This window comes from Pacificibacter sp. AS14, assembly GCF_038899935.1.
Classification (GTDB): Bacteria; Pseudomonadota; Alphaproteobacteria; order Rhodobacterales; family Rhodobacteraceae; genus Celeribacter.
This window is the reverse complement of the sequence record NZ_JBBMQI010000005.1, coordinates 173,813-190,964: the sequence shown is the minus strand read 5'-3', so window position 1 is coordinate 190,964 and position 17,152 is coordinate 173,813. Positions and strand designations below refer to the sequence as shown.

Annotated in this window: 22 protein-coding genes; 5 read left to right on the top strand and 17 right to left on the bottom strand. The window is 52.8% G+C overall.

Going from position 1 to position 17,152, the window contains the following annotated elements; translation table 11 throughout:
* Positions 1-21 precede the first annotated feature (21 nt).
* Positions 22-792 carry a sulfite exporter TauE/SafE family protein gene (locus WNY38_RS07760; protein WP_342856763.1) on the bottom strand — a complete coding sequence of 257 codons (771 nt, stop codon included), beginning with the start codon at positions 790-792 and terminating at the stop codon, positions 22-24.
* 173 nt (positions 793-965) lie between these two features.
* On the opposite strand from WNY38_RS07760, the gene WNY38_RS07755 reads away from it, so the two are divergent.
* Positions 966-2,639 carry an acyl-CoA dehydrogenase family protein gene (locus WNY38_RS07755; RefSeq protein ID WP_342856762.1) on the top strand — a complete coding sequence of 558 codons (1,674 nt, stop codon included), beginning with the start codon at positions 966-968 and terminating at the stop codon, positions 2,637-2,639.
* Here WNY38_RS07755 and recO read toward each other — a convergent pair.
* The 12 genes from recO to folK form a co-directional block, all read right to left on the bottom strand.
* Positions 2,636-3,385, bottom strand: a complete 750-nt coding sequence (gene recO / locus WNY38_RS07750) for a DNA repair protein RecO (protein WP_342856788.1) — start codon at positions 3,383-3,385, stop codon at positions 2,636-2,638. The genes WNY38_RS07755 and recO overlap by 4 nt on opposite strands.
* 77 nt (positions 3,386-3,462) lie before the next feature.
* Complete coding sequence (locus tag WNY38_RS07745) at positions 3,463-3,795, bottom strand: DUF1491 family protein (RefSeq protein WP_342856761.1); 333 nt, start codon at positions 3,793-3,795, stop codon at positions 3,463-3,465.
* Positions 3,796-3,801: 6 nt separating this feature from the next.
* Positions 3,802-4,719 (bottom strand): GTPase Era, encoded by a 918-nt coding sequence (era, locus tag WNY38_RS07740; RefSeq protein ID WP_342856760.1) that lies wholly within the window; start codon positions 4,717-4,719, stop codon positions 3,802-3,804.
* The gene (gene rnc, locus WNY38_RS07735) at positions 4,716-5,402 is read right to left on the bottom strand and encodes a ribonuclease III (RefSeq protein ID WP_342856759.1); all 687 of its coding nucleotides are present in this window, start codon (positions 5,400-5,402) and stop codon (positions 4,716-4,718) included. Before rnc ends, era begins: the two co-directional genes overlap by 4 nt.
* Complete coding sequence (lepB, locus tag WNY38_RS07730; protein WP_342856758.1) at positions 5,399-6,181, bottom strand: signal peptidase I; 783 nt, start codon at positions 6,179-6,181, stop codon at positions 5,399-5,401. The genes rnc and lepB overlap by 4 nt, the downstream gene beginning before the upstream one ends.
* A gap of 145 nt (positions 6,182-6,326) precedes the next feature.
* Positions 6,327-6,725 carry a holo-ACP synthase gene (acpS, locus tag WNY38_RS07725; protein ID WP_342856757.1) on the bottom strand — a complete coding sequence of 133 codons (399 nt, stop codon included), beginning with the start codon at positions 6,723-6,725 and terminating at the stop codon, positions 6,327-6,329.
* Positions 6,726-6,732: 7 nt separating this feature from the next.
* Entirely contained in the window at positions 6,733-7,356 is a 624-nt protein-coding gene (locus tag WNY38_RS07720; RefSeq protein WP_342856756.1) for a LysE family translocator, read from the bottom strand.
* Complete coding sequence (locus WNY38_RS07715; protein ID WP_342856755.1) at positions 7,353-8,102, bottom strand: pyridoxine 5'-phosphate synthase; 750 nt, start codon at positions 8,100-8,102, stop codon at positions 7,353-7,355. The genes WNY38_RS07720 and WNY38_RS07715 overlap by 4 nt, the downstream gene beginning before the upstream one ends.
* Before the next feature lie 130 nt (positions 8,103-8,232).
* Complete coding sequence (locus WNY38_RS07710; protein WP_342856787.1) at positions 8,233-8,841, bottom strand: DUF2062 domain-containing protein; 609 nt, start codon at positions 8,839-8,841, stop codon at positions 8,233-8,235.
* A 61-nt stretch (positions 8,842-8,902) separates the two neighbouring features.
* A complete protein-coding gene (locus tag WNY38_RS07705) occupies positions 8,903-11,020 on the bottom strand; it encodes a bifunctional (p)ppGpp synthetase/guanosine-3',5'-bis(diphosphate) 3'-pyrophosphohydrolase (protein ID WP_342856754.1) in 2,118 nt (705 codons plus the stop codon).
* Positions 11,021-11,072: 52 nt separating this feature from the next.
* Positions 11,073-11,426: a DNA-directed RNA polymerase subunit omega gene (rpoZ, locus tag WNY38_RS07700; protein WP_215942741.1), complete on the bottom strand. Its 354-nt coding sequence runs from the start codon at positions 11,424-11,426 to the stop codon at positions 11,073-11,075.
* A 106-nt stretch (positions 11,427-11,532) separates the two neighbouring features.
* Entirely contained in the window at positions 11,533-12,120 is a 588-nt protein-coding gene (gene folK / locus WNY38_RS07695) for a 2-amino-4-hydroxy-6-hydroxymethyldihydropteridine diphosphokinase (RefSeq protein ID WP_342856753.1), read from the bottom strand.
* Positions 12,121-12,246: 126 nt separating this feature from the next.
* On the opposite strand from folK, the gene WNY38_RS07690 reads away from it, so the two are divergent.
* The 4 genes from WNY38_RS07690 (at position 12,247) to WNY38_RS07675 (ending at position 15,047) form a co-directional block, all read left to right on the top strand.
* Positions 12,247-12,816 (top strand): NYN domain-containing protein, encoded by a 570-nt coding sequence (locus WNY38_RS07690; RefSeq protein WP_342856752.1) that lies wholly within the window; start codon positions 12,247-12,249, stop codon positions 12,814-12,816.
* A 162-nt stretch (positions 12,817-12,978) separates the two neighbouring features.
* Positions 12,979-13,929 (top strand): 4-hydroxy-3-methylbut-2-enyl diphosphate reductase, encoded by a 951-nt coding sequence (gene ispH, locus WNY38_RS07685; RefSeq protein WP_342856786.1) that lies wholly within the window; start codon positions 12,979-12,981, stop codon positions 13,927-13,929.
* Positions 13,930-13,965: 36 nt separating this feature from the next.
* The gene (rnhA, locus tag WNY38_RS07680; protein WP_342856751.1) at positions 13,966-14,427 is read left to right on the top strand and encodes a ribonuclease HI; all 462 of its coding nucleotides are present in this window, start codon (positions 13,966-13,968) and stop codon (positions 14,425-14,427) included.
* On the top strand, positions 14,424-15,047 hold the full coding sequence (locus tag WNY38_RS07675; protein ID WP_342856750.1) for a trimeric intracellular cation channel family protein: 624 nt from the start codon (positions 14,424-14,426) through the stop codon (positions 15,045-15,047). The genes rnhA and WNY38_RS07675 overlap by 4 nt, the downstream gene beginning before the upstream one ends.
* Before the next feature lie 131 nt (positions 15,048-15,178).
* On the opposite strand, the gene WNY38_RS07670 is transcribed toward WNY38_RS07675, so the two are convergent.
* Genes WNY38_RS07670 through def form a run of 4 tightly spaced genes read right to left on the bottom strand, consistent with a single transcriptional unit; the run spans position 15,179 to position 17,085 of the window.
* Positions 15,179-15,418: a GlsB/YeaQ/YmgE family stress response membrane protein gene (locus WNY38_RS07670; protein WP_342856749.1), complete on the bottom strand. Its 240-nt coding sequence runs from the start codon at positions 15,416-15,418 to the stop codon at positions 15,179-15,181.
* Positions 15,419-15,427: 9 nt separating this feature from the next.
* Complete coding sequence (locus WNY38_RS07665; RefSeq protein WP_342856748.1) at positions 15,428-15,670, bottom strand: hypothetical protein; 243 nt, start codon at positions 15,668-15,670, stop codon at positions 15,428-15,430.
* A gap of 9 nt (positions 15,671-15,679) precedes the next feature.
* Positions 15,680-16,585, bottom strand: coding sequence for a methionyl-tRNA formyltransferase (fmt, locus tag WNY38_RS07660; RefSeq protein WP_342856747.1), 906 nt, complete (start codon positions 16,583-16,585; stop codon positions 15,680-15,682).
* Positions 16,582-17,085 (bottom strand): peptide deformylase, encoded by a 504-nt coding sequence (gene def, locus WNY38_RS07655; protein ID WP_342856746.1) that lies wholly within the window; start codon positions 17,083-17,085, stop codon positions 16,582-16,584. The genes fmt and def overlap by 4 nt, the downstream gene beginning before the upstream one ends.
* Positions 17,086-17,152: the final 67 nt, after the last annotated feature.

Here is a 17,152-nt window from a genome sequence, read left to right as displayed (position 1 = left end):
CAGGTGCCTCGCTTGGATTAGCTACATCATCCCACGACGGATCAGATTGAGCCCCGCGACCACAAGCACCAACAGTGTTAGGCGCTTGAATTTCTGTTGATCAAGACGATCTTGCAAACGATTGCCCAAGGTCTGTCCGATCAACACAGGAATGATCATGAACAAAGACAGCGGGATCGTCTGCGCATTCAACAGCCCTGATTTCAGATGGGACAGTCCTAGCACCACGGCCCCTGCCCCAAAGATAACCCCTGTAACGCGAACCTGATCTTTTTTGGGCGTATCCAGTGCCGTAAGATACATCACCGTCAATGGCCCCCAAATGCCAGCCAAACCCCCGAGAAACCCTGAGATCGTGCCGACAGCCACATCTGCAAATTTGCGACCGCCGTCGCTTATCGAAAACTTTTTGCCAGACAACAGCACCAGCGCCAACAGGGTGATCGGAATGCCGATGGTCAACAGAGTCGCATTCTGGGACATTTCAGACACCAATTGTGCGGTGATGACAACCACCAACAACAACGTAACGATGTACAGTTTAAAACGACTTGCCACAATAACTGCAGCGCCGATTCCCCCGCCGCGCAGAGATTGCCAGACATTTGAGACCACCGTGGGTACAATCAATGCTGCAATCGCAACATCGGGGGGTAAGATTGTTGCAAGTCCTGAGACCATAATCATCGGTAAAGCGAACCCCGTTGCGCCTTTTACAAAGCCCGCAAGCAGAGTGATACCGATAGCGAAAACGATCGCAATTGCCGATAGATCGTTGAAAATAAGGTCCATTTGTCACTCCGTATGCTTTGGATCTAGATCAAACTACTGCGACTAGATGAAATCCGCACGACAAATATCATCGAGACATTTTAATGCTATTTTTAATGCTTTGTTGAATTTTTATTGCGCCGCAAATGCAAAGTGCGTATAGCTACCCAAGACCAAAGAGTAGGAGAGTCCCGATGGCCCTTGACGGACATGAAATGCAAATGAAACCCGCAGTTTTACCTGATCTGATGACATTGACCGCAACGGTCATGCCAAAAATGGCAGCGCTGTATGACCGTGCTCGCGCGGCATTGCGTGCAGAATTTTTGGTCGAAGGTAAAATTTCCAACACAAAAATCGAAGCCAATCAAACTGCAGCGCACGGACTTGCCTGGCTCGCCACCTATGTCGAAGCGCTGCGCCAAATGCAGGCCTGGGCGGACAAACTGACCGAGGCTGGAACCTTTGGCGAAATGGAACAACTGATCCACCAAATCGCGTTCGGAGAATACATCAGCCAGATTTATGGTGGCATTCCGATGAACCAAGGCGAAATGGCACGCCTGTCCGACCTTGGATTGGGATTGGTACAGCCCAGCCACCCTGAGGCTGCCAAACTTATGCTGGAGGGCAATACCATCGCTGCCCGCACGCGGCTTGTGGAACTGATGCAAGACAACGCTGGCCACGCGACCTTTGGCAACACTGGCCTTGATGACGAATTGGAAATGATCCGCGATCAGTTCCGCCGGTTTGCAGACGAACGCGTTGTTCCCTTCGCCCATGAGTGGCATCTCAAGGACGAGTTGATCCCGATGTCTATCATCGATGAGCTTGCCGAACTTGGCGTCTTTGGCCTGACCATTCCAGAAGAATTCGGAGGCTTCGGCTTCCCTAAAGCGGCGATGGTTGTGGTGTCCGAGGAACTGTCACGCGGCTACATCGGTGTTGGCTCCCTTGGCACGCGCTCTGAAATCGCAGCGGAATTGATCCTGTGCGGTGGCACGGCTGAGCAAAAAGAACATTGGCTTCCGAAAATCTCAAGCGCGGAAATTCTGCCCACAGCCGTGTTTACAGAACCCAATACGGGCTCTGATCTGGGATCTTTACGCACACGCGCCGTCAAAGAGGGAGAAACCTACACCGTTACGGGCAACAAGACGTGGATCACCCACGCCGCACGCGCCCATGTGATGACATTGCTCGCACGCACCGATCCGAACACGACAGATTACAAAGGTCTGTCGATGTTCTTGGCAGAAAAAACACCGGGTGATGACGTGAATGATTTCCCGACAGCGGGCCTGTCTGGCGGCGAAATCGAGGTACTTGGCTACCGTGGCATGAAAGAGTTTGAGCTAGGTTTTGACGGTTTCAAAGTCGACGCTGACAACCTTTTGGGCGGCATTGAAGGCCAAGGGTTCAAACAGCTGATGCAGACGTTTGAATCGGCACGCATCCAAACCGCCGCGCGCGCTATCGGTGTTGCGCAGAACGCTTTGGAAGTTGGCATGCAATATGCCATTGATCGCAAGCAATTCGACAAACCTTTGATCAATTTCCCTCGTGTGGCAGGCAAGCTTGCTATGATGGCTGTGGAAATTATGGTGGCGCGTCAACTCACCTATTGCTCAGCTTGGGAAAAAGACAACGGCCGTCGCTGTGACGTGGAAGCCGGTATGGCCAAACTTTTGGGCGCGCGGGTTGCTTGGGCGGCTGCGGATAATGCTCTGCAAATTCACGGCGGCAACGGCTTTGCGTTAGAGTATCAAATCAGTCGCATCCTGTGCGATGCACGTATCCTTAATATCTTTGAGGGCGCTGGCGAAATTCAAGCACAGGTGATCACCCGCCGCTTACTCAATTAACCTTCGAAACGTGGTGGCTCTAGCGCTGCGGATTTTTGCAAACGATCTAGAAAACGATCTCGGGCGACAGGCACAGGCTTGTCGCCCATTTCCATGGCAAAACGCGTTAAAAAATGCCCAGTCGTCGTAAGCCCGCGAACGACTTCGCGATATTCCAGCGGCGCTTGGCCCAGCAGACATTGCGGCAAAGGCAGCATACGATCCGCCCATTCACCTGCACCTTTACGGCTGACAGCGCGGCCAGATTTGGGCGAGACATAGATCAGATCATCATGGGCTCCAGTGACTGCGCAGGATGACAAATCAAGTCCAAACCCAAGCTCTTCAAGCATCGATAATTCCCACTGCAAATAGTCCAAAGGCCAGCTCGGATCGTTGCCCAGCTTGTCGAGCAAGCTCATGCTATCGACGTATAAATATCCATGTGTTTCGCGCTCAGGCAGGGCAAAAGCCAGCATCGCGGTGATCGAATTGAGCGCCGACAAGGCCATCGGATCATTCATCACAGCGGCGGCACGGCTTTTGATCGGCTCGAAGGTGAAACTGCCAAGCTGATCCTCAAGGCGTGCTTTCCACGTCAGCGAAACCTGACCACCGGGTTGCAAATGCGGCGTCATTTTGCGCGAGATACCACCGCGCACAACGCCTGCGTGACGTCCGTGATTTTCGGTGAACACATCGACGATCACAGAGGTTTCTCCGTGTTTACGGACCGCCAAGACGGCACCTTGATCACGCCATTCTATCACGTGCGGTTTCCCTGATTTGTTTGGTGTCTTGTATGGACACACTCTGGCCATCGTGCCCCGACGTAATGGCGGCGTCAATCTGACAGACCGACCTCGTCTAAAAGTGTGCGACCATCGCGGTCCTCAACTTCGATGACCCACAGATCAGGATCATAGCCGACTTGCTTGTTTAGCGCTGCATCGACATCGCGCTCTGCGCCATGGGCCAGCTCAACCCATTCACGACGATCCGCCATCATGTCAAATTGACGTTGATAAGCGGCGGCTTGACCATCCAACGTATTGAGCTTGATCATCACCGCGCCTGCAGTGGCGTCGCCTTTCTTGACGACGAAAACAGGAATGTCCGCCAGACGCAGACGCGTCAAATAGGCGGACACCCAAATATCAGCGGTCAAACGTGCCAAGAGCGCTTAGTTCCCGTCTTTGAAATCAAGACCCATTTCGCCGTAGCGTTCAGATTCTTCCAACCAATTTGGGCGCACTTTGACCTGCAAGAACAGGTGCACTTTGCGGTCCAAAAATTCGTTAAGCTCTTCGCGCGCCGCACGTGAAATCCGTTTGATCGTCTCGCCTTTGTGGCCCAAAAGGATGCCTTTGTGACCGTCACGCATCACGTAGACCACTTGATCAATTCGCGCGGATCCGTCTTTGCGCTCTTCCCAATTTTCGGTTTCAACCGTCAACTGATAGGGCAGTTCTTGATGCAATTGCAGCGTCAGCTTTTCGCGAGTGATTTCGGCGGCGATCATGCGCAGCGGCAGATCGGCGATTTGATCTTCGGGGTAAAGCCACGGACCGGCGGGCATTTCAGCCGCCAGCCATTCACGCAAATCGTCCACGCCGTGGCCTTTTTCAGCCGAGATCAAAAACGTCTTATTGAAGTTGAAACGTTCGTTCATTTTACTGGTCAGTTCCAACAAAACGTCCACAGGAACGCGGTCAATCTTGTTGATGGCCAAGGAAATATTGCGCGTGTCTGTGCGTTCGGACAGGGCTTCCAAGATGGCTTCGACGCCTTTGGTCATGCCGCGATGTGCTTCGATCAATAGCACCACAACATCTGCATCTGCGGCGCCGCCCCAAGCGGCAGCCACCATGGCGCGATCCAAACGACGCGTGGGCTTAAAGATACCAGGTGTGTCGACAAACACCAACTGGCTATCGCCTTCAAGCGCCACGCCGCGAATACGTGCGCGGGTGGTTTGGACTTTATGCGTCACGATAGAGACCTTGGCCCCCACCATGCGGTTCAACAGAGTGGACTTGCCCGCGTTGGGCTCACCGATAAGGGCGACAAAGCCCGCGCGTGTCGTCTTTTCGTCGGTCATTGTCCGCTCTCCAATTGATCCAAAAGCGCCTTGGCGGCGGCTTGCTCAGCATTGCGTTTTGATGTTGCCTCGGCGCGCATGGTTTGCCCGCTTTGCAACTGTACTTCGATGGTAAAGACTGGCGCGTGATCGGGGCCAGAGCGTTTTACCTCTTCGTATTTCGGGGGCTGTTGTTTGCGCGCCTGCGCCCATTCTTGCAGCGCCGTTTTCGGGTCGCGGCTGTCTGCATCCACGGTTTTGATCCGCTTGCCCCAGAGGGTCAGCACGACGTCTTTGGCCACGTCAAATCCAGCATCTTTATAGACTGCAGCGATCACAGCTTCCATTGCATCGGCCAACAGAGCTTCTTTGCGACGTCCGCCCGATAGCATTTCAGAGCGGCCCAATTTCAAAACAGCCCCTAGATCGATATCGCGGGCGATATCCGCGCAGGTCTCTTTGCGCACAAGCGCATTGAAACGTGGCGCAAGCTGGCCCTCAGAGGCGTCTGTGTCGGCCTCAAACAAAGCCTCTGCCATGCTCAGACCCAAAACGCGGTCGCCCAAAAATTCAAGACGCTGGTTGTCAGGGCGCGTGGCAGACGAAAAAGAGCTGTGCGTCACGGCGCGGGTCAGATGCTCTGGGTTTTTAAAACTGTGCCCAAGGCGCGCTTCAAAGGATTTGAGTTCGGCAGCTATTTTCACACGATTTCCTCAAAGAAACGGTCCAAACGCCATGTCCAAAAGTAGAAAAGCCTTTTGCCAGCCGCCGAGAAAATCACGCGGTCCACACGACCCAGCAAGAACTCTTCAGGCACAAACCCAACGCCTGTTGGTTGCGCAATGCGGCTGTCCGCTGAATTGTCGCGATTGTCGCCCATAAAGAAGTACTGGGAGTTGGGCACTGTAAACACCGATGTATCGTCGACGCGTGACTGGCCGATGTTCAAAATCTTATGGCTGTCGCCATTTGGAAAGGTCTCGATAAAGCGTTCTTTGACACATTCACCGCCTAAGCCAACGGCCCGATTGGCACAGCGTGGCGTGTTGCCCGCAGCGCCTTGTGGCGCGAATGTTTCAGAGAAGACGCCATCAGGTGTCTGAACGGATTCTACGCCATTGATGAACAAAACGCCGTTTTTCATCTGGATTTTGTCGCCAGGCAGGCCGATCAAACGCTTCACAAAGGCACGGTGCTGTGTCGGATGTTCGAACACAACCACATCGCCGCGCTCGGGGGCCGACGCTAAAATACGACCAGAGATCGGGCAGAGGAACCGCACGAGTTTGGGACAGGAGTATTCCGAGAAGCCGTAACTCATTTTGTTCACGAACAGAAAATCACCGATCAACAGCGTACTTTTCATCGAGCTGGACGGAATGAAGAATGGCTGGAAGAATAAGGACCTAAAGATGCCTGCGATAAGCAGAGCATAAACAACGGTTTTCACCGTTTCGGTTACGGAATCTTTTGCTGTGCTCATATCTTAAATCTCACCTTTATCGGACATATGCGGACTTGCGCCAAACCTGTTGTGGGTTTCATGCTTAGCGGCGCGGGCGCTGTCAAGCTCCTCACGCAAAACACCGCTGTTTCGGCAAGATTTATAAGCCATCAGCCGTATTTTGCTAAAGCGGGCGCGCCTCGATCACCACGAAAGCCTGCGCCCAAGGATGATCATCCGTTAGCGTCACATGGATAACGGCCTCGTGCCCCTCTGGCGTCATCGCCGCGAGACGGTCTTTGGCCCAGCCTGTCACCTGCATTGTCGGCTGGCCTGTGCCCATATTTGTCACGGCCATGTCTTTCCAAGAAATGCCCATGGCCAAGCCTGTGCCCAAAGCTTTTGAACAAGCTTCCTTAGCGGCCCAACGTTTTGCGTATGTGCCCGCCACATCTTTTCGGCTTTCAGCTTTGTGTTGCTCAAGCTCGGTGAACACACGGGTTTTGAATCGATCACCAAAGCGATCAAGCGTGCCGGAAATCCGTTCGATATTTGCAAGGTCGGTGCCGATGCCTAGGATCATAAGTGTTTTAAACCAGTTTCGATGTGACAACTTTGAGCGCAGCATAGCCAAAAAGCGTCGCAAAAGCGCCATCAAAAACACGGTGTAACCGAAGATACCCTTGTGAAATGATCTGCGCTGAAAACAACAAAGCCATAAAAGACATCACAACAAGTGATGTCAGCAAACACGACAAGGCCACTTGAGCCACAGCAATTGGCGCCGCCTGTTGCGGGATCACAACTGCGAAGAGCGCCCCCCAAAACAAGGCAGCTTTCGGATTCATCACATGAATTAAAAATCCGCGCAGCCATGCTTTGCGCACAGTATCGGCGTTTGGTGCAATGCGCATAGTATCACTGCGAAGGGCCGATTTCGCCGACTTAAACGCGAGGAATAAAAGATAACCTGCGCCCAGATACCTGAGCGTCTCGAACACCCATGCATGGGACACCATAAGCGCACCGAACCCAAAGGCTGCAATGCTGGCCCAAACCATGGATCCGTTCCAGACCCCCAATGCAAGAGCCAATCCGCTTTTGCGCCCAGCTCCCATCGAGGCCCCCGCGATCGCCAGTACGGCAGGCCCCGGAGAGCCTACCGCAATCGCCCATCCTAAGAGAATTGGCCAAAGGTCGGCAAAGGGAATCACTTGCGCGCTTCATCCATCAAACGTCGCATTTCGTGAATGGCGGGTTTGAGGCCACGGAAAATCGATTCTCCGATCAAGAAATGACCAATATTCAATTCTACAATTTGGGGCAAAACCGCGATGGGTTGCACTGTTTCATATGTCAGGCCATGACCCGCATGAACCTCAAGCCCAAGGTGGTTGGCGAAATCTGCCATCTCGGTCAGGCGTTTTAGTTCGTTATCGCGGGCATCAAATTGGCCTTCAGCATGCAGATCGCAATAGGCACCGGTATGCAATTCAACCACGGCAGCACCAATGCGATGCGCCGCTTCTATCTGTGCTCGGTCTGCTGCAATAAAGATCGACACACGACTGCCCGCCTCGCGCAGCGGAGCGATGAAATGCGCTAAGCTATTTTCTTCGCGCGCCACCTCTAAACCACCTTCTGTCGTACGCTCCTCGCGCTTTTCAGGCACGATACACACAGCGTGTGGTTTGTGACGCAGCGCAATCGCTTGCATCTCAGGCGTCGCCGCCATTTCAAAATTCAACGGTACAGTCAGATGTTCAGCAAGCGCATCGATGTCCGCATCTGTTATGTGGCGTCGATCTTCGCGCAGATGGGCTGTGATACCATCAGCGCCGGCTTCTTCCGCCAGTTTTGCCGCACGCACAGGATCAGGATAGGCCGATCCTCGCGCGTTGCGCACAGTCGCCACATGGTCAATGTTCATTCCCAAACGCAATGGGGGTACTATAGTCATCGGATGCCTTTCTCACTGCACCGAGTGGGTGCCACTCCACCGCAAGCGCTTTGCTCTCTTTGAATGCAAAATAGACGGACAGCGCCAAAAGGGAACTGACTATTTTTGATCGCCCCCATCACTCAAATTGTCACTGCTTATTGTTGGGCTTAAAGGTTCCGGCTTTGCGGCGCAGTTCTTCAAGCTTGGCCTTTAGACGCCCACGCCTGCGCTTTTGAAACGCGGCAAACATTGGCAAACTAACGTAATACGCAGCACTGCCAGCGAGGATGCCAGCCACCAGCCCGCCAACCAGATAGGGGTAGAACACATCGTTTCCAAACCGAAGAACACCATCCCAGTTGGCGACGTCATCTGTCACAAGTGCTTTGATATTGTATAGTAAATCGTGGGTGGCGTCATAGAACTTCCCAACAAACGATCGTTCTTTATAGGAGTCAAATTCCGACCCCAGAATAAAGTGCCCCGTTTTTAACGAGACGACAGCAATCGGCAAATAGGTCAATGGATTGCCTGCAAATGTGGCCAAAATTGCGGCCAAGACATTGCCGCGCATGAGTTTTGCCAGAATAGCGGCTATGACAAAGTGCAGACCAAAAAACGGCGTGAAAGCCGTAAATACCCCAACGAAAACGCCGCGCGCAATGCTGTCAGGGGTTCCGGGCAAACGGTTGAGGCGTAGCTTCATATAGCGAACAGCGCGAGACCAGCCCCCGCGAGGCCAAACCCACTGCTGCACCCATTTGATTGGGGACAGCTTATCTCGGCGTTTGAAAACCACGTTTTCCCTCAAGGGCCCATTAGGGCTTTCTATTCAAATCCCGGTAACGGCGCACACGCGCCACGTCGCTTTCAGCTTCAAGCGCCAACATCACAGCATGAAGGTGCTCAACGTCTCGTACATCAGCATCGATGATCACCCTAAAGAAGTCTGGCTTTCTATCAATGAAAGTGAGATCCGAAATATTGGCTTTTTGTTCACCTATCAAAGTACAAATACGACCCAAAACGCCAGTGTCGTTGGAAATCGTGATGTCCAAAGACACTGCGTGAATCGCGCCGTGCGGTCCAGAATGCCACTGAAGATCAACCCAGCGATCCGTTTCTGCCTCAAGTTCTTCGAGCGCAAGGCAGTCAATCGCATGCAACATGACACCCTTGCCGCGATATGTGATCCCCAAAATGCGCTCGCCTGGAACAGGCTGGCAGCATTGGGCACGATTATAAGTTTGATTTTCGCTCAAGCCCAGTACGGCGCGCTTGGCATCGACATCACCAGTGGTACGTACCAGCTCAGGGTAGACAGCTTTGATCACCTCTGTCGCTGTCAACTCAGCTGACCCCATCCGTGACAGCAGTTCTTCGGTTGAGGGCAAAGATAACTGCTTGGCGGCAGTTGCTAATGCTTTTTCCGAAGCTTTCTTCCCCACATGTTCAAAAGCCAAACGGGCCAACTCACGCCCAAGTTTGACAAAGCGTTCCCGATCTTCTTCGCGCAAAGACTTACGGATCGCTGCTTTGGCGCGCCCCGTCACAACAATATCCAACCATGTGCCTTGAGGGCGCTGGCCTTCCGCAGTCAAAATTTCAACGGATTGGCCGTTTTTCAACCGCGTCCAAAGAGGCACGCGAATGCCATCGACCTTTGCGCCGACGCAGCTGTCACCAATGCGGGTGTGAATGGAATAAGCGTAATCAAGCGGGGTCGCGCCTTTGGGTAATTTGATCACCTCCCCTTTGGGCGTGAAACAAAACACCTGATCGGAATACATTTCCAGCTTAACATGTTCCAAAAATTCGCTGTGATCATCCGAATTTTCAAACCGCTCTGTGAGTTTTGCCAACCACTTGGCCGGATCAACCGCAAATGGATTGTTGGCACGTACCCCATCGCGATACGACCAATGTGCCGCCACGCCACCTTCGGCGACCTCGTGCATTTGGCGTGTGCGGATTTGCACTTCAACACGTTTGCCATCGCGACCTGAAACTGTGGTGTGAATCGAACGATAACCGTTGGTTTTTGGCTGCGAAATATAGTCTTTAAAGCGGGTAGGCACGGCGCGCCATCGTTGGTGAATCACGCCCAAAGTGCGGTAGCAATCGCCTTCGGAACCGGTGATGATTCGAAAACCATAGATATCGGAGAGACGTGAAAAACTTTGCTGCTTTTCTTCCATTTTACGCCAAATGGAATACGGCTTTTTAGCCCGCCCAAAGACATCCGCTTCGATGCCCTCACGGTCCAGCTCTGCGCGAATGTCATTTGTAATTTTATGGATCACATCGCCAGTTTCACGCTGCAACATGATAAAACGGCGAATGATGGAATGACGCGCTTCTGGGTTGATCACACGAAAGCTGAGATCCTCAAGCTCTTCGCGCATCCATTGCATCCCCATGCGGCCTGCGAGCGGCGCAAAGATATCCATGGTTTCGCGGGCTTTTTGGAGTTGCTTTTCAGGGCGCATGGATTTGATCGTGCGCATATTATGCAATCGATCCGCCAGCTTGACCAAAATCACACGTAGGTCTTTAGACATCGCCATGAACAACTTGCGGAAGTTTTCAGCCTGTTTGGTCTCGGAACTAGACAGCTGTAGATTGGTCAGCTTAGTGACGCCATCCACAAGCTCGGCCACATCCGTGCCAAACTTACGCTCGACCTCACTATAGGTCGACTTGGTATCTTCTATGGTGTCATGCAGCAGCGCCGTAATGATGGTCGCATCATCAAGGGCTTGCTCGGTCAAAATCGCAGCAACAGCAACAGGATGAGAGAAGTACGGCTCGCCCGAGTGGCGGAACTGACCTTCGTGCATCTCGCTTCCGTAGGCATATGCCTCACGAATCAGGTCAGCATTGGTTTTTGGATTGTAGTTGCGGACCAAGGCGATCAGGTCTTCGACGTCGATCATTCGGTCCGCACTCTTCTTGCAAAGGCCAGAGCTAAGAGCTCATGGCGCTAAATTACTGTTGCCCTTGGGCTTCCATCAATGCGCGTAGAAGTTTTTCTTCGGACATATCATCTTCAACAGGTTGATCTGTTTCTTGACCCATAAGAAGCGCCATTTGGTCTTCTTCTGGTTCATCAACTTCGATCTGTGTCTGGTTGGACTCGATTTGACGTTCCCGCAATGCGGACGCCAGTTGAGTTTCGTCAGCGATCTCGCGCAGAGCAACAACAGGGTTTTTGTCGTTGTCGCGGTCAACGGTCAAAGTCGACCCAGCCGAAATTTCGCGAGCGCGATGTGATGCAAGCATTACAAGTTCGAAGCGATTCGGAACTTTATCAACGCAATCTTCTACTGTGACGCGAGCCATGAGATCTCCAATTCCAACTGAGCGAGGGATACAAGCGCCCTATTTAGGCGCTTGCCCCGCAATTGACAAGGCACCTTTGACCGTCAAACGGCGCCTTTTCACTGTTTCACAAAGGTTTTATCCCTGTGGTTTCACTTATTGGCAAAGCATCACAAAGCATCTGAGCTGTTTTGCCTGAAACTGGGTGTTTCCACTCAGGCCAAATATCGCACAAAGGAATCAGTACAAACCCGCGATCTTGGATGCGCGGATGTGGCAGTATGAGTTCCTCCGGCGCCTCCTTCATCTGCGACTGCACCGGCAAATCCACCCATCGGTGGTAGGTATCTAAATTCGGAACTATCAGATTATCATATGATAATATGTCTATATCTAGAGTGCGACCAGCCCAGCGCTTATCTCGTGCCCGCCCAAATTTTGCCTCGACTTCATGCAGGTGCTCCAACAATGTCTCAGGATTGTGAGGCGTTGACACAATGGCAACCAAATTCACGTAGTCCGGCCCAGTTCCTGCCGGAAAACATGGCGTTTGAAAAAAATTACTCCGGCCCGTCACCTCGACGTCATGTGCAGCTAATTCAACCAAAGCAGCAGTGATTGTTTCCACAGAAGCGCCAATCAAGGATGGCAAATTTCCGCCGAATGCGACAACTGCGCGATTTTTCGCGAGTTGCAAATTTTTGTCTCGCAGCAAGTTCTTATCCCTATATATTTAGACATGTTTCACTAGTCGCGATTTCATACTATTTCTCGTGGGACCATACCATGCGCTTCAATTTTTTTTGGGCTGCGCACCCCAACTAAAAAAAGGACTAATCGAATGTTCTATAGAGATGAACGTCTCGCTCTGTTCATCGACGGATCGAACCTCTACGCTGCGGCCAAAGCCCTTGGGTTTGATATCGATTACAAATTGCTTCGTCAGGAATTCATGCGCCGCGGAAAGCTTCTGCGCGCGTTTTACTACACTGCGCTGCTCGAGAATGATGACTACTCACCAATCCGCCCTTTGGTCGATTGGCTCAATTATAACGGCTTCACCATGGTGACCAAGCCTGCCAAAGAATTTACAGACTCCATGGGTCGCCGTAAAATCAAAGGCAACATGGACATCGAATTAACTGTCGACGCGATGGAGCTGGCTCCACATGTGGACCACATAGTTATATTCTCTGGCGACGGTGATTTTAGGCCTCTGGTTGAAAGCTTACAGCGTCAGGGCGTGCGTGTTTCGGTTGTTTCTACAATCCGCTCTCAACCGCCAATGATCGCAGATGAGTTGCGCCGCCAAGCGGACAATTTTATCGAGCTGGAAGAACTTAAAGATGTTCTAGGGCGCCCATCTCGTGAAGCGTATGAGCCACCTCAGCCTGCGTTAACACCTGAATAGATCGTCAAACGATTTCAGCAGTCTGCTAAATTTCCGCTCCCCGTCGCTTTGGCCGCGTGGGGGGTGTTTTATTTGCGCAATAATTCTTAGTCCGCCCATGGACGCGCAGCTGTTGGCGGCTTAGATATTGTTCAAAGAATGGATGGGCCGATGACGCACACTTTGACCAAACCAAAACTTACTTTGTATCTTGCTGCGCCGCGTGGGTTTTGCGCTGGTGTGGACCGCGCAATAAAAATCGTTGAGCTGGCGATCGAGAAATGGGGCGCGCCTGTCTATGTGCGCCACGAAATCGTTCACAATAAATTCGTGGTCGATTCGCTACGCGACAAAGGTGCCGTATTTGTCGAAGAACTGGACGAGTGCCCCGATGATCGCCCAGTCATCTTCTCTGCGCATGGCGTGCCAAAGGCCGTGCCCACAGAAGCCGCAAAGCGCGAAATGGTATATGTAGATGCCACCTGCCCACTGGTGTCCAAGGTCCATATCGAAGCCGAACGCCACTCAGAGGCTGGCTTGCAAATGGTAATGATCGGTCACGAGGGTCATCCTGAGACCATCGGAACAATGGGGCAGCTGCCCGACGGCGAAGTTTTGTTGGTCGAGACGCCTGCAGATGTGGCAGGCCTCACCGTACGCGATCCAAATAAATTGGCGTTTATCACCCAGACCACTCTGTCGGTTGATGACACAATCGATATCATTGATGCGCTACGCACGCGGTTTCCGACCATCGTTGGCCCTCATAAAGAAGACATTTGCTACGCCACGACCAACCGCCAAGCCGCGGTCAAAGCTATTGCTGCCAAAATCGATGGGCTTTTGGTGATCGGCGCGCCGAATTCATCCAATTCGAAACGCCTTGTCGAAGTCGGGTCCGCCAATGGCTGCGCTTACTCGCAATTGGTGCAGCGCGCGACAGATATCGACTGGCGCGCATTGACGGGAATCTCGTCCATCGGCATCACCGCCGGCGCGTCTGCCCCTGAGGTTTTGGTCAACGAGGTGATCGACGCCTTCCGTGCGCGTTTTGACGTGACGGTCGAGTTGGTCGAAACCGCGCAAGAAAACATCGAATTCAAAGTCCCACGCGTGCTGCGCCTGCCCGCTTAGTCGATACAAAGTTAGCCCCTACAGAAAGTGACAGACATGCCCGAAATTCACGCTTGGACCGATGGTGCATGCTCTGGAAACCCTGGGCCCGGGGGCTGGGGCGCTTTGATGCGCGCTATGGATGGCGCTACCGTTTTGAAAGAACGCGAACTTAAAGGCGGCGAAGCGGATACCACGAACAACCGGATGGAACTTTTGGCAGCGATCAACGCGCTGGAAACTCTGACCCGCCCAACAGACATCACAATCACGACCGATAGCGCTTATGTGAAAAACGGCGTCACAAGCTGGATTCACGGCTGGAAGCGCAACGGATGGAAGACCTCCAACAAAAAACCCGTGAAAAACGTTGACCTTTGGCAACGTATCGACGCCGCCCAAGCAACGCATAAAGTCACGTGGAAATGGATCAAAGGCCACGCGGGGCACGCAGAAAACGAGCACGCCGATGAATTGGCGCGCGCAGGCATGGCACCTTATAAAAAGACACGCGCATGAGTCCTCTGGCGCTCTTGGATTACGCCTCCGTTTTGGTGTTTGCCTTGTCCGGCGCTTTGGTGGCGTCACGCCAGCAGCTTGATTTGATCGGGTTTGCATTTATCGCCTGCTTGACCGCTGTCGGCGGCGGCACCATTCGCGATGTGTTGCTCAACCGTGATTCCGTTTTTTGGATTGCGGAACCCACCTATATCGTTGTGGCTGTTGTGACCGCGATTATCGTTTTCTTCACCGCACACCGGTTGGAAAGCCGTCTGAAAGCCATTGTCTGGGCAGATTCTATTGCACTTGGAGTGGCAGTTTCTGCAGGCGCAGGTGTGGCTTTAAAACTGGGCCACGCCCCAGCCATCGTCGTCTTGATGGGGGTTGCCACAGGCAGTTTTGGCGGCCTGATGCGTGATGTGGTGTGCAACGAAGTCCCACTTGTTTTAAAGCAAGGCGAGCTTTACGTTACAGCCGCTTTCGCTGGATCTGTGGCTATGGTGGTCGGATCGCATTTCGAACTGCCTGCGGTTTACACGTATCTTGCCTGTGGTGTTTTGACCTTTGCGCTGCGCGCGGGCAGCATCGTGTTCGGTTGGGCGTTGCCAAGTTACAAATCCCGTCCGCCTCGTGTGTAAATTTCTAGAGATACCACGTGCCAGCAATGCCAAGGCACCACACAACGAACCATCAACTTGGTCGACACATCAGCCAAATATATAGGCTGATGAGAATGCGCCATGTCTGGGATGGCAGGCAGCGCAAACATTTAGCGTTTGTCTTTTAGTTTTTTCCAAGCCCAAATCAAAATCAGCGCGCCTAAAACAGCGCCGACAAAACCGCCCAATGCACCTGCAAGAACGCTAACGGCACGCAAGATCAGCCCGCCAATCAAGGCTCCTGCGACGCCAATCGCGACAGTCATCAAGATACTGGCGTCGAGCTTCATGACACGCGTGGCCAGAAATCCAGCAGCAGCACCGATGATGATAAGCATAAGAACGGGCATGGTTTGATCCTATCTTCTTTTGCGCCAATGCGTTGGCACGATGATCAAGGCCCCAAGCGAAGAAACAATAGCGTTCACACCAGCAGGGCGCAGACCAATGCCAAACATAAGCTTGATAAAATAGGCTAAAAACGCGCCGCCGACACAAATGATGATCGACTGCAGATAACCGTTTTTGGTGAAGCCCGTTTTTTCAGTGGTGTACCCAACGATTCCAGCGATCACCACTGTGCCGATCAGAACTGGAAACATTTTATACCCTCACTCAAATGTCGTGCCGGCAGGCAAATCGAGACCTTTCAAGATCTCTGCTACTGGCATAGCACGTTTTCCTTCGCGCTGCGCAGTGAGAATCTCCACCGCGCCTTTCCCGCAAGCGATTGTGAACGGTCCGACGACTTCGCCAGCTGCACCTATCGCATCGCTGACTTTAGACATGTGGAACTTGATTCGCTCACCATTGTAGGTGCTCCAAGCCCCGGGAAAAGGCGACAGCCCGCGGATTTGGCGATCGACTTTGTGCGCGGGCTGCGACCAATCGATTTGCGCCTCGTCCTTGGTGATTTTCTTGGCGTAGGTGACGCCCTCAACAGGCTGCGCCTCAGGTGTCAGTGTATCAAGCGCAAACAACGTATCGACAATCGCTGCAGCCCCAATTTCGGACAAGCGGTCATGCAACGTCTCGGTGGTGTCTTCGGCCTCAATATCTGTCTCAAGACGCAACACTACAGGGCCAGTATCAAGTCCCGCTTCCATCTGCATGATACACACGCCCGTTTCATCATCGCCCTCGAGAATAGCGCGATGGATCGGCGCGGCCCCACGCCAGCGTGGTAGCAAAGAGGCGTGAATGTTCAAACAGCCCTTGGCAGGCGCATCGAGCAATGCTTGCGGCAACAGCAAACCATAAGCCACGACCACGGCAACATCGGCTTGCAAGGCAGCGAATTCAGCCACATCTGCAGGGTCTTTGAAATTAAGCGGATGGCGCACCATCAATCCCAATTCTTCAGCACGCGCGTGAACCGGTGTTGGGCGATCTTTTTTGCCGCGTCCCGCTGGACGTGGCGGCTGGCAATAGACGCAAGCGATCTCGTGGCCAGCTGCTAGCAATTCGTCAAGAACAGGCACAGAAAACGCGGGCGAGCCCATGAAAATCACCTTCATTTCATTGCTCCTGTTTTCTTGGCTTTTTTCAAAAACATTTGGCGTTTGACTGGCTTGAGATTGTCGAAATACATTTTGCCGTTCAAATGATCGATCTGGTGCTGCACCGATGTCGCCCAGAGGTTCACGAAATCTCGTTCTTCTATCTCGCCCTGTTCGTTCAAAAACTGAACGGTCACAGCGCGCGGGCGCGAGATCACAGCTGACATACCGGATAAATTGGGCGAGGCTTCTTCATGTTCGCGCGGTTGTGCAGATGCGTGAAGCACGACAGGATTCGCCATCAGAACGGCTTTGCCGCGTTCCTCAGAACAATCCACCACAGCGAGACGTTGCAGCACGCCGATCTGCGGCCCCGCCAAACCGTAGCCCGGCATCGCATCCATTGTTTCGACCATGTCGGCCCAAATTAGACGAATCTCATCCGTGATGGCCTCAACCAGTGTACACACAGTTTTAAGGCGTTTGTCGGGATAGGGAATAAAAGCGCGTGAGGTCATGGGGCACCATTCAATTGAGGGCAGCGGAGAATGTGTCGCCGGCGCTGGTGAGCCCACAACTCAATTC

What these genes read in the sequence shown, in the direction of transcription:
- acpS (WP_342856757.1), bottom strand. Translation starts at nt 6,725, where the DNA reads ATGATCCTAGGCATCGGCACCGACCTTGCAAATATCGAACGGATTTCC.
- WNY38_RS07665 (WP_342856748.1), bottom strand. Translation starts at nt 15,670, where the DNA reads ATGTTTCCAGTTCTGATCGGCACAGTGGTGATCGCTGGAATCGTTGGG.
- fmt (WP_342856747.1), bottom strand. Translation starts at nt 16,585, where the DNA reads ATGAAGGTGATTTTCATGGGCTCGCCCGCGTTTTCTGTGCCTGTTCTT.
- def (WP_342856746.1), bottom strand. Translation starts at nt 17,085, where the DNA reads ATGACCTCACGCGCTTTTATTCCCTATCCCGACAAACGCCTTAAAACT.
- WNY38_RS07670 (WP_342856749.1), bottom strand. Translation starts at nt 15,418, where the DNA reads ATGCCCGTTCTTATGCTTATCATCATCGGTGCTGCTGCTGGATTTCTG.
- WNY38_RS07690 (WP_342856752.1), top strand. Translation starts at nt 12,247, where the DNA reads ATGTTCTATAGAGATGAACGTCTCGCTCTGTTCATCGACGGATCGAAC.
- era (WP_342856760.1), bottom strand. Translation starts at nt 4,719, where the DNA reads ATGACCGACGAAAAGACGACACGCGCGGGCTTTGTCGCCCTTATCGGT.
- WNY38_RS07755 (WP_342856762.1), top strand. Translation starts at nt 966, where the DNA reads ATGGCCCTTGACGGACATGAAATGCAAATGAAACCCGCAGTTTTACCT.
- WNY38_RS07705 (WP_342856754.1), bottom strand. Translation starts at nt 11,020, where the DNA reads ATGATCGACGTCGAAGACCTGATCGCCTTGGTCCGCAACTACAATCCA.
- lepB (WP_342856758.1), bottom strand. Translation starts at nt 6,181, where the DNA reads ATGAGCACAGCAAAAGATTCCGTAACCGAAACGGTGAAAACCGTTGTT.
- rpoZ (WP_215942741.1), bottom strand. Translation starts at nt 11,426, where the DNA reads ATGGCTCGCGTCACAGTAGAAGATTGCGTTGATAAAGTTCCGAATCGC.
- WNY38_RS07760 (WP_342856763.1), bottom strand. Translation starts at nt 792, where the DNA reads ATGGACCTTATTTTCAACGATCTATCGGCAATTGCGATCGTTTTCGCT.
- rnhA (WP_342856751.1), top strand. Translation starts at nt 13,966, where the DNA reads ATGCCCGAAATTCACGCTTGGACCGATGGTGCATGCTCTGGAAACCCT.
- WNY38_RS07675 (WP_342856750.1), top strand. Translation starts at nt 14,424, where the DNA reads ATGAGTCCTCTGGCGCTCTTGGATTACGCCTCCGTTTTGGTGTTTGCC.
- WNY38_RS07715 (WP_342856755.1), bottom strand. Translation starts at nt 8,102, where the DNA reads ATGACTATAGTACCCCCATTGCGTTTGGGAATGAACATTGACCATGTG.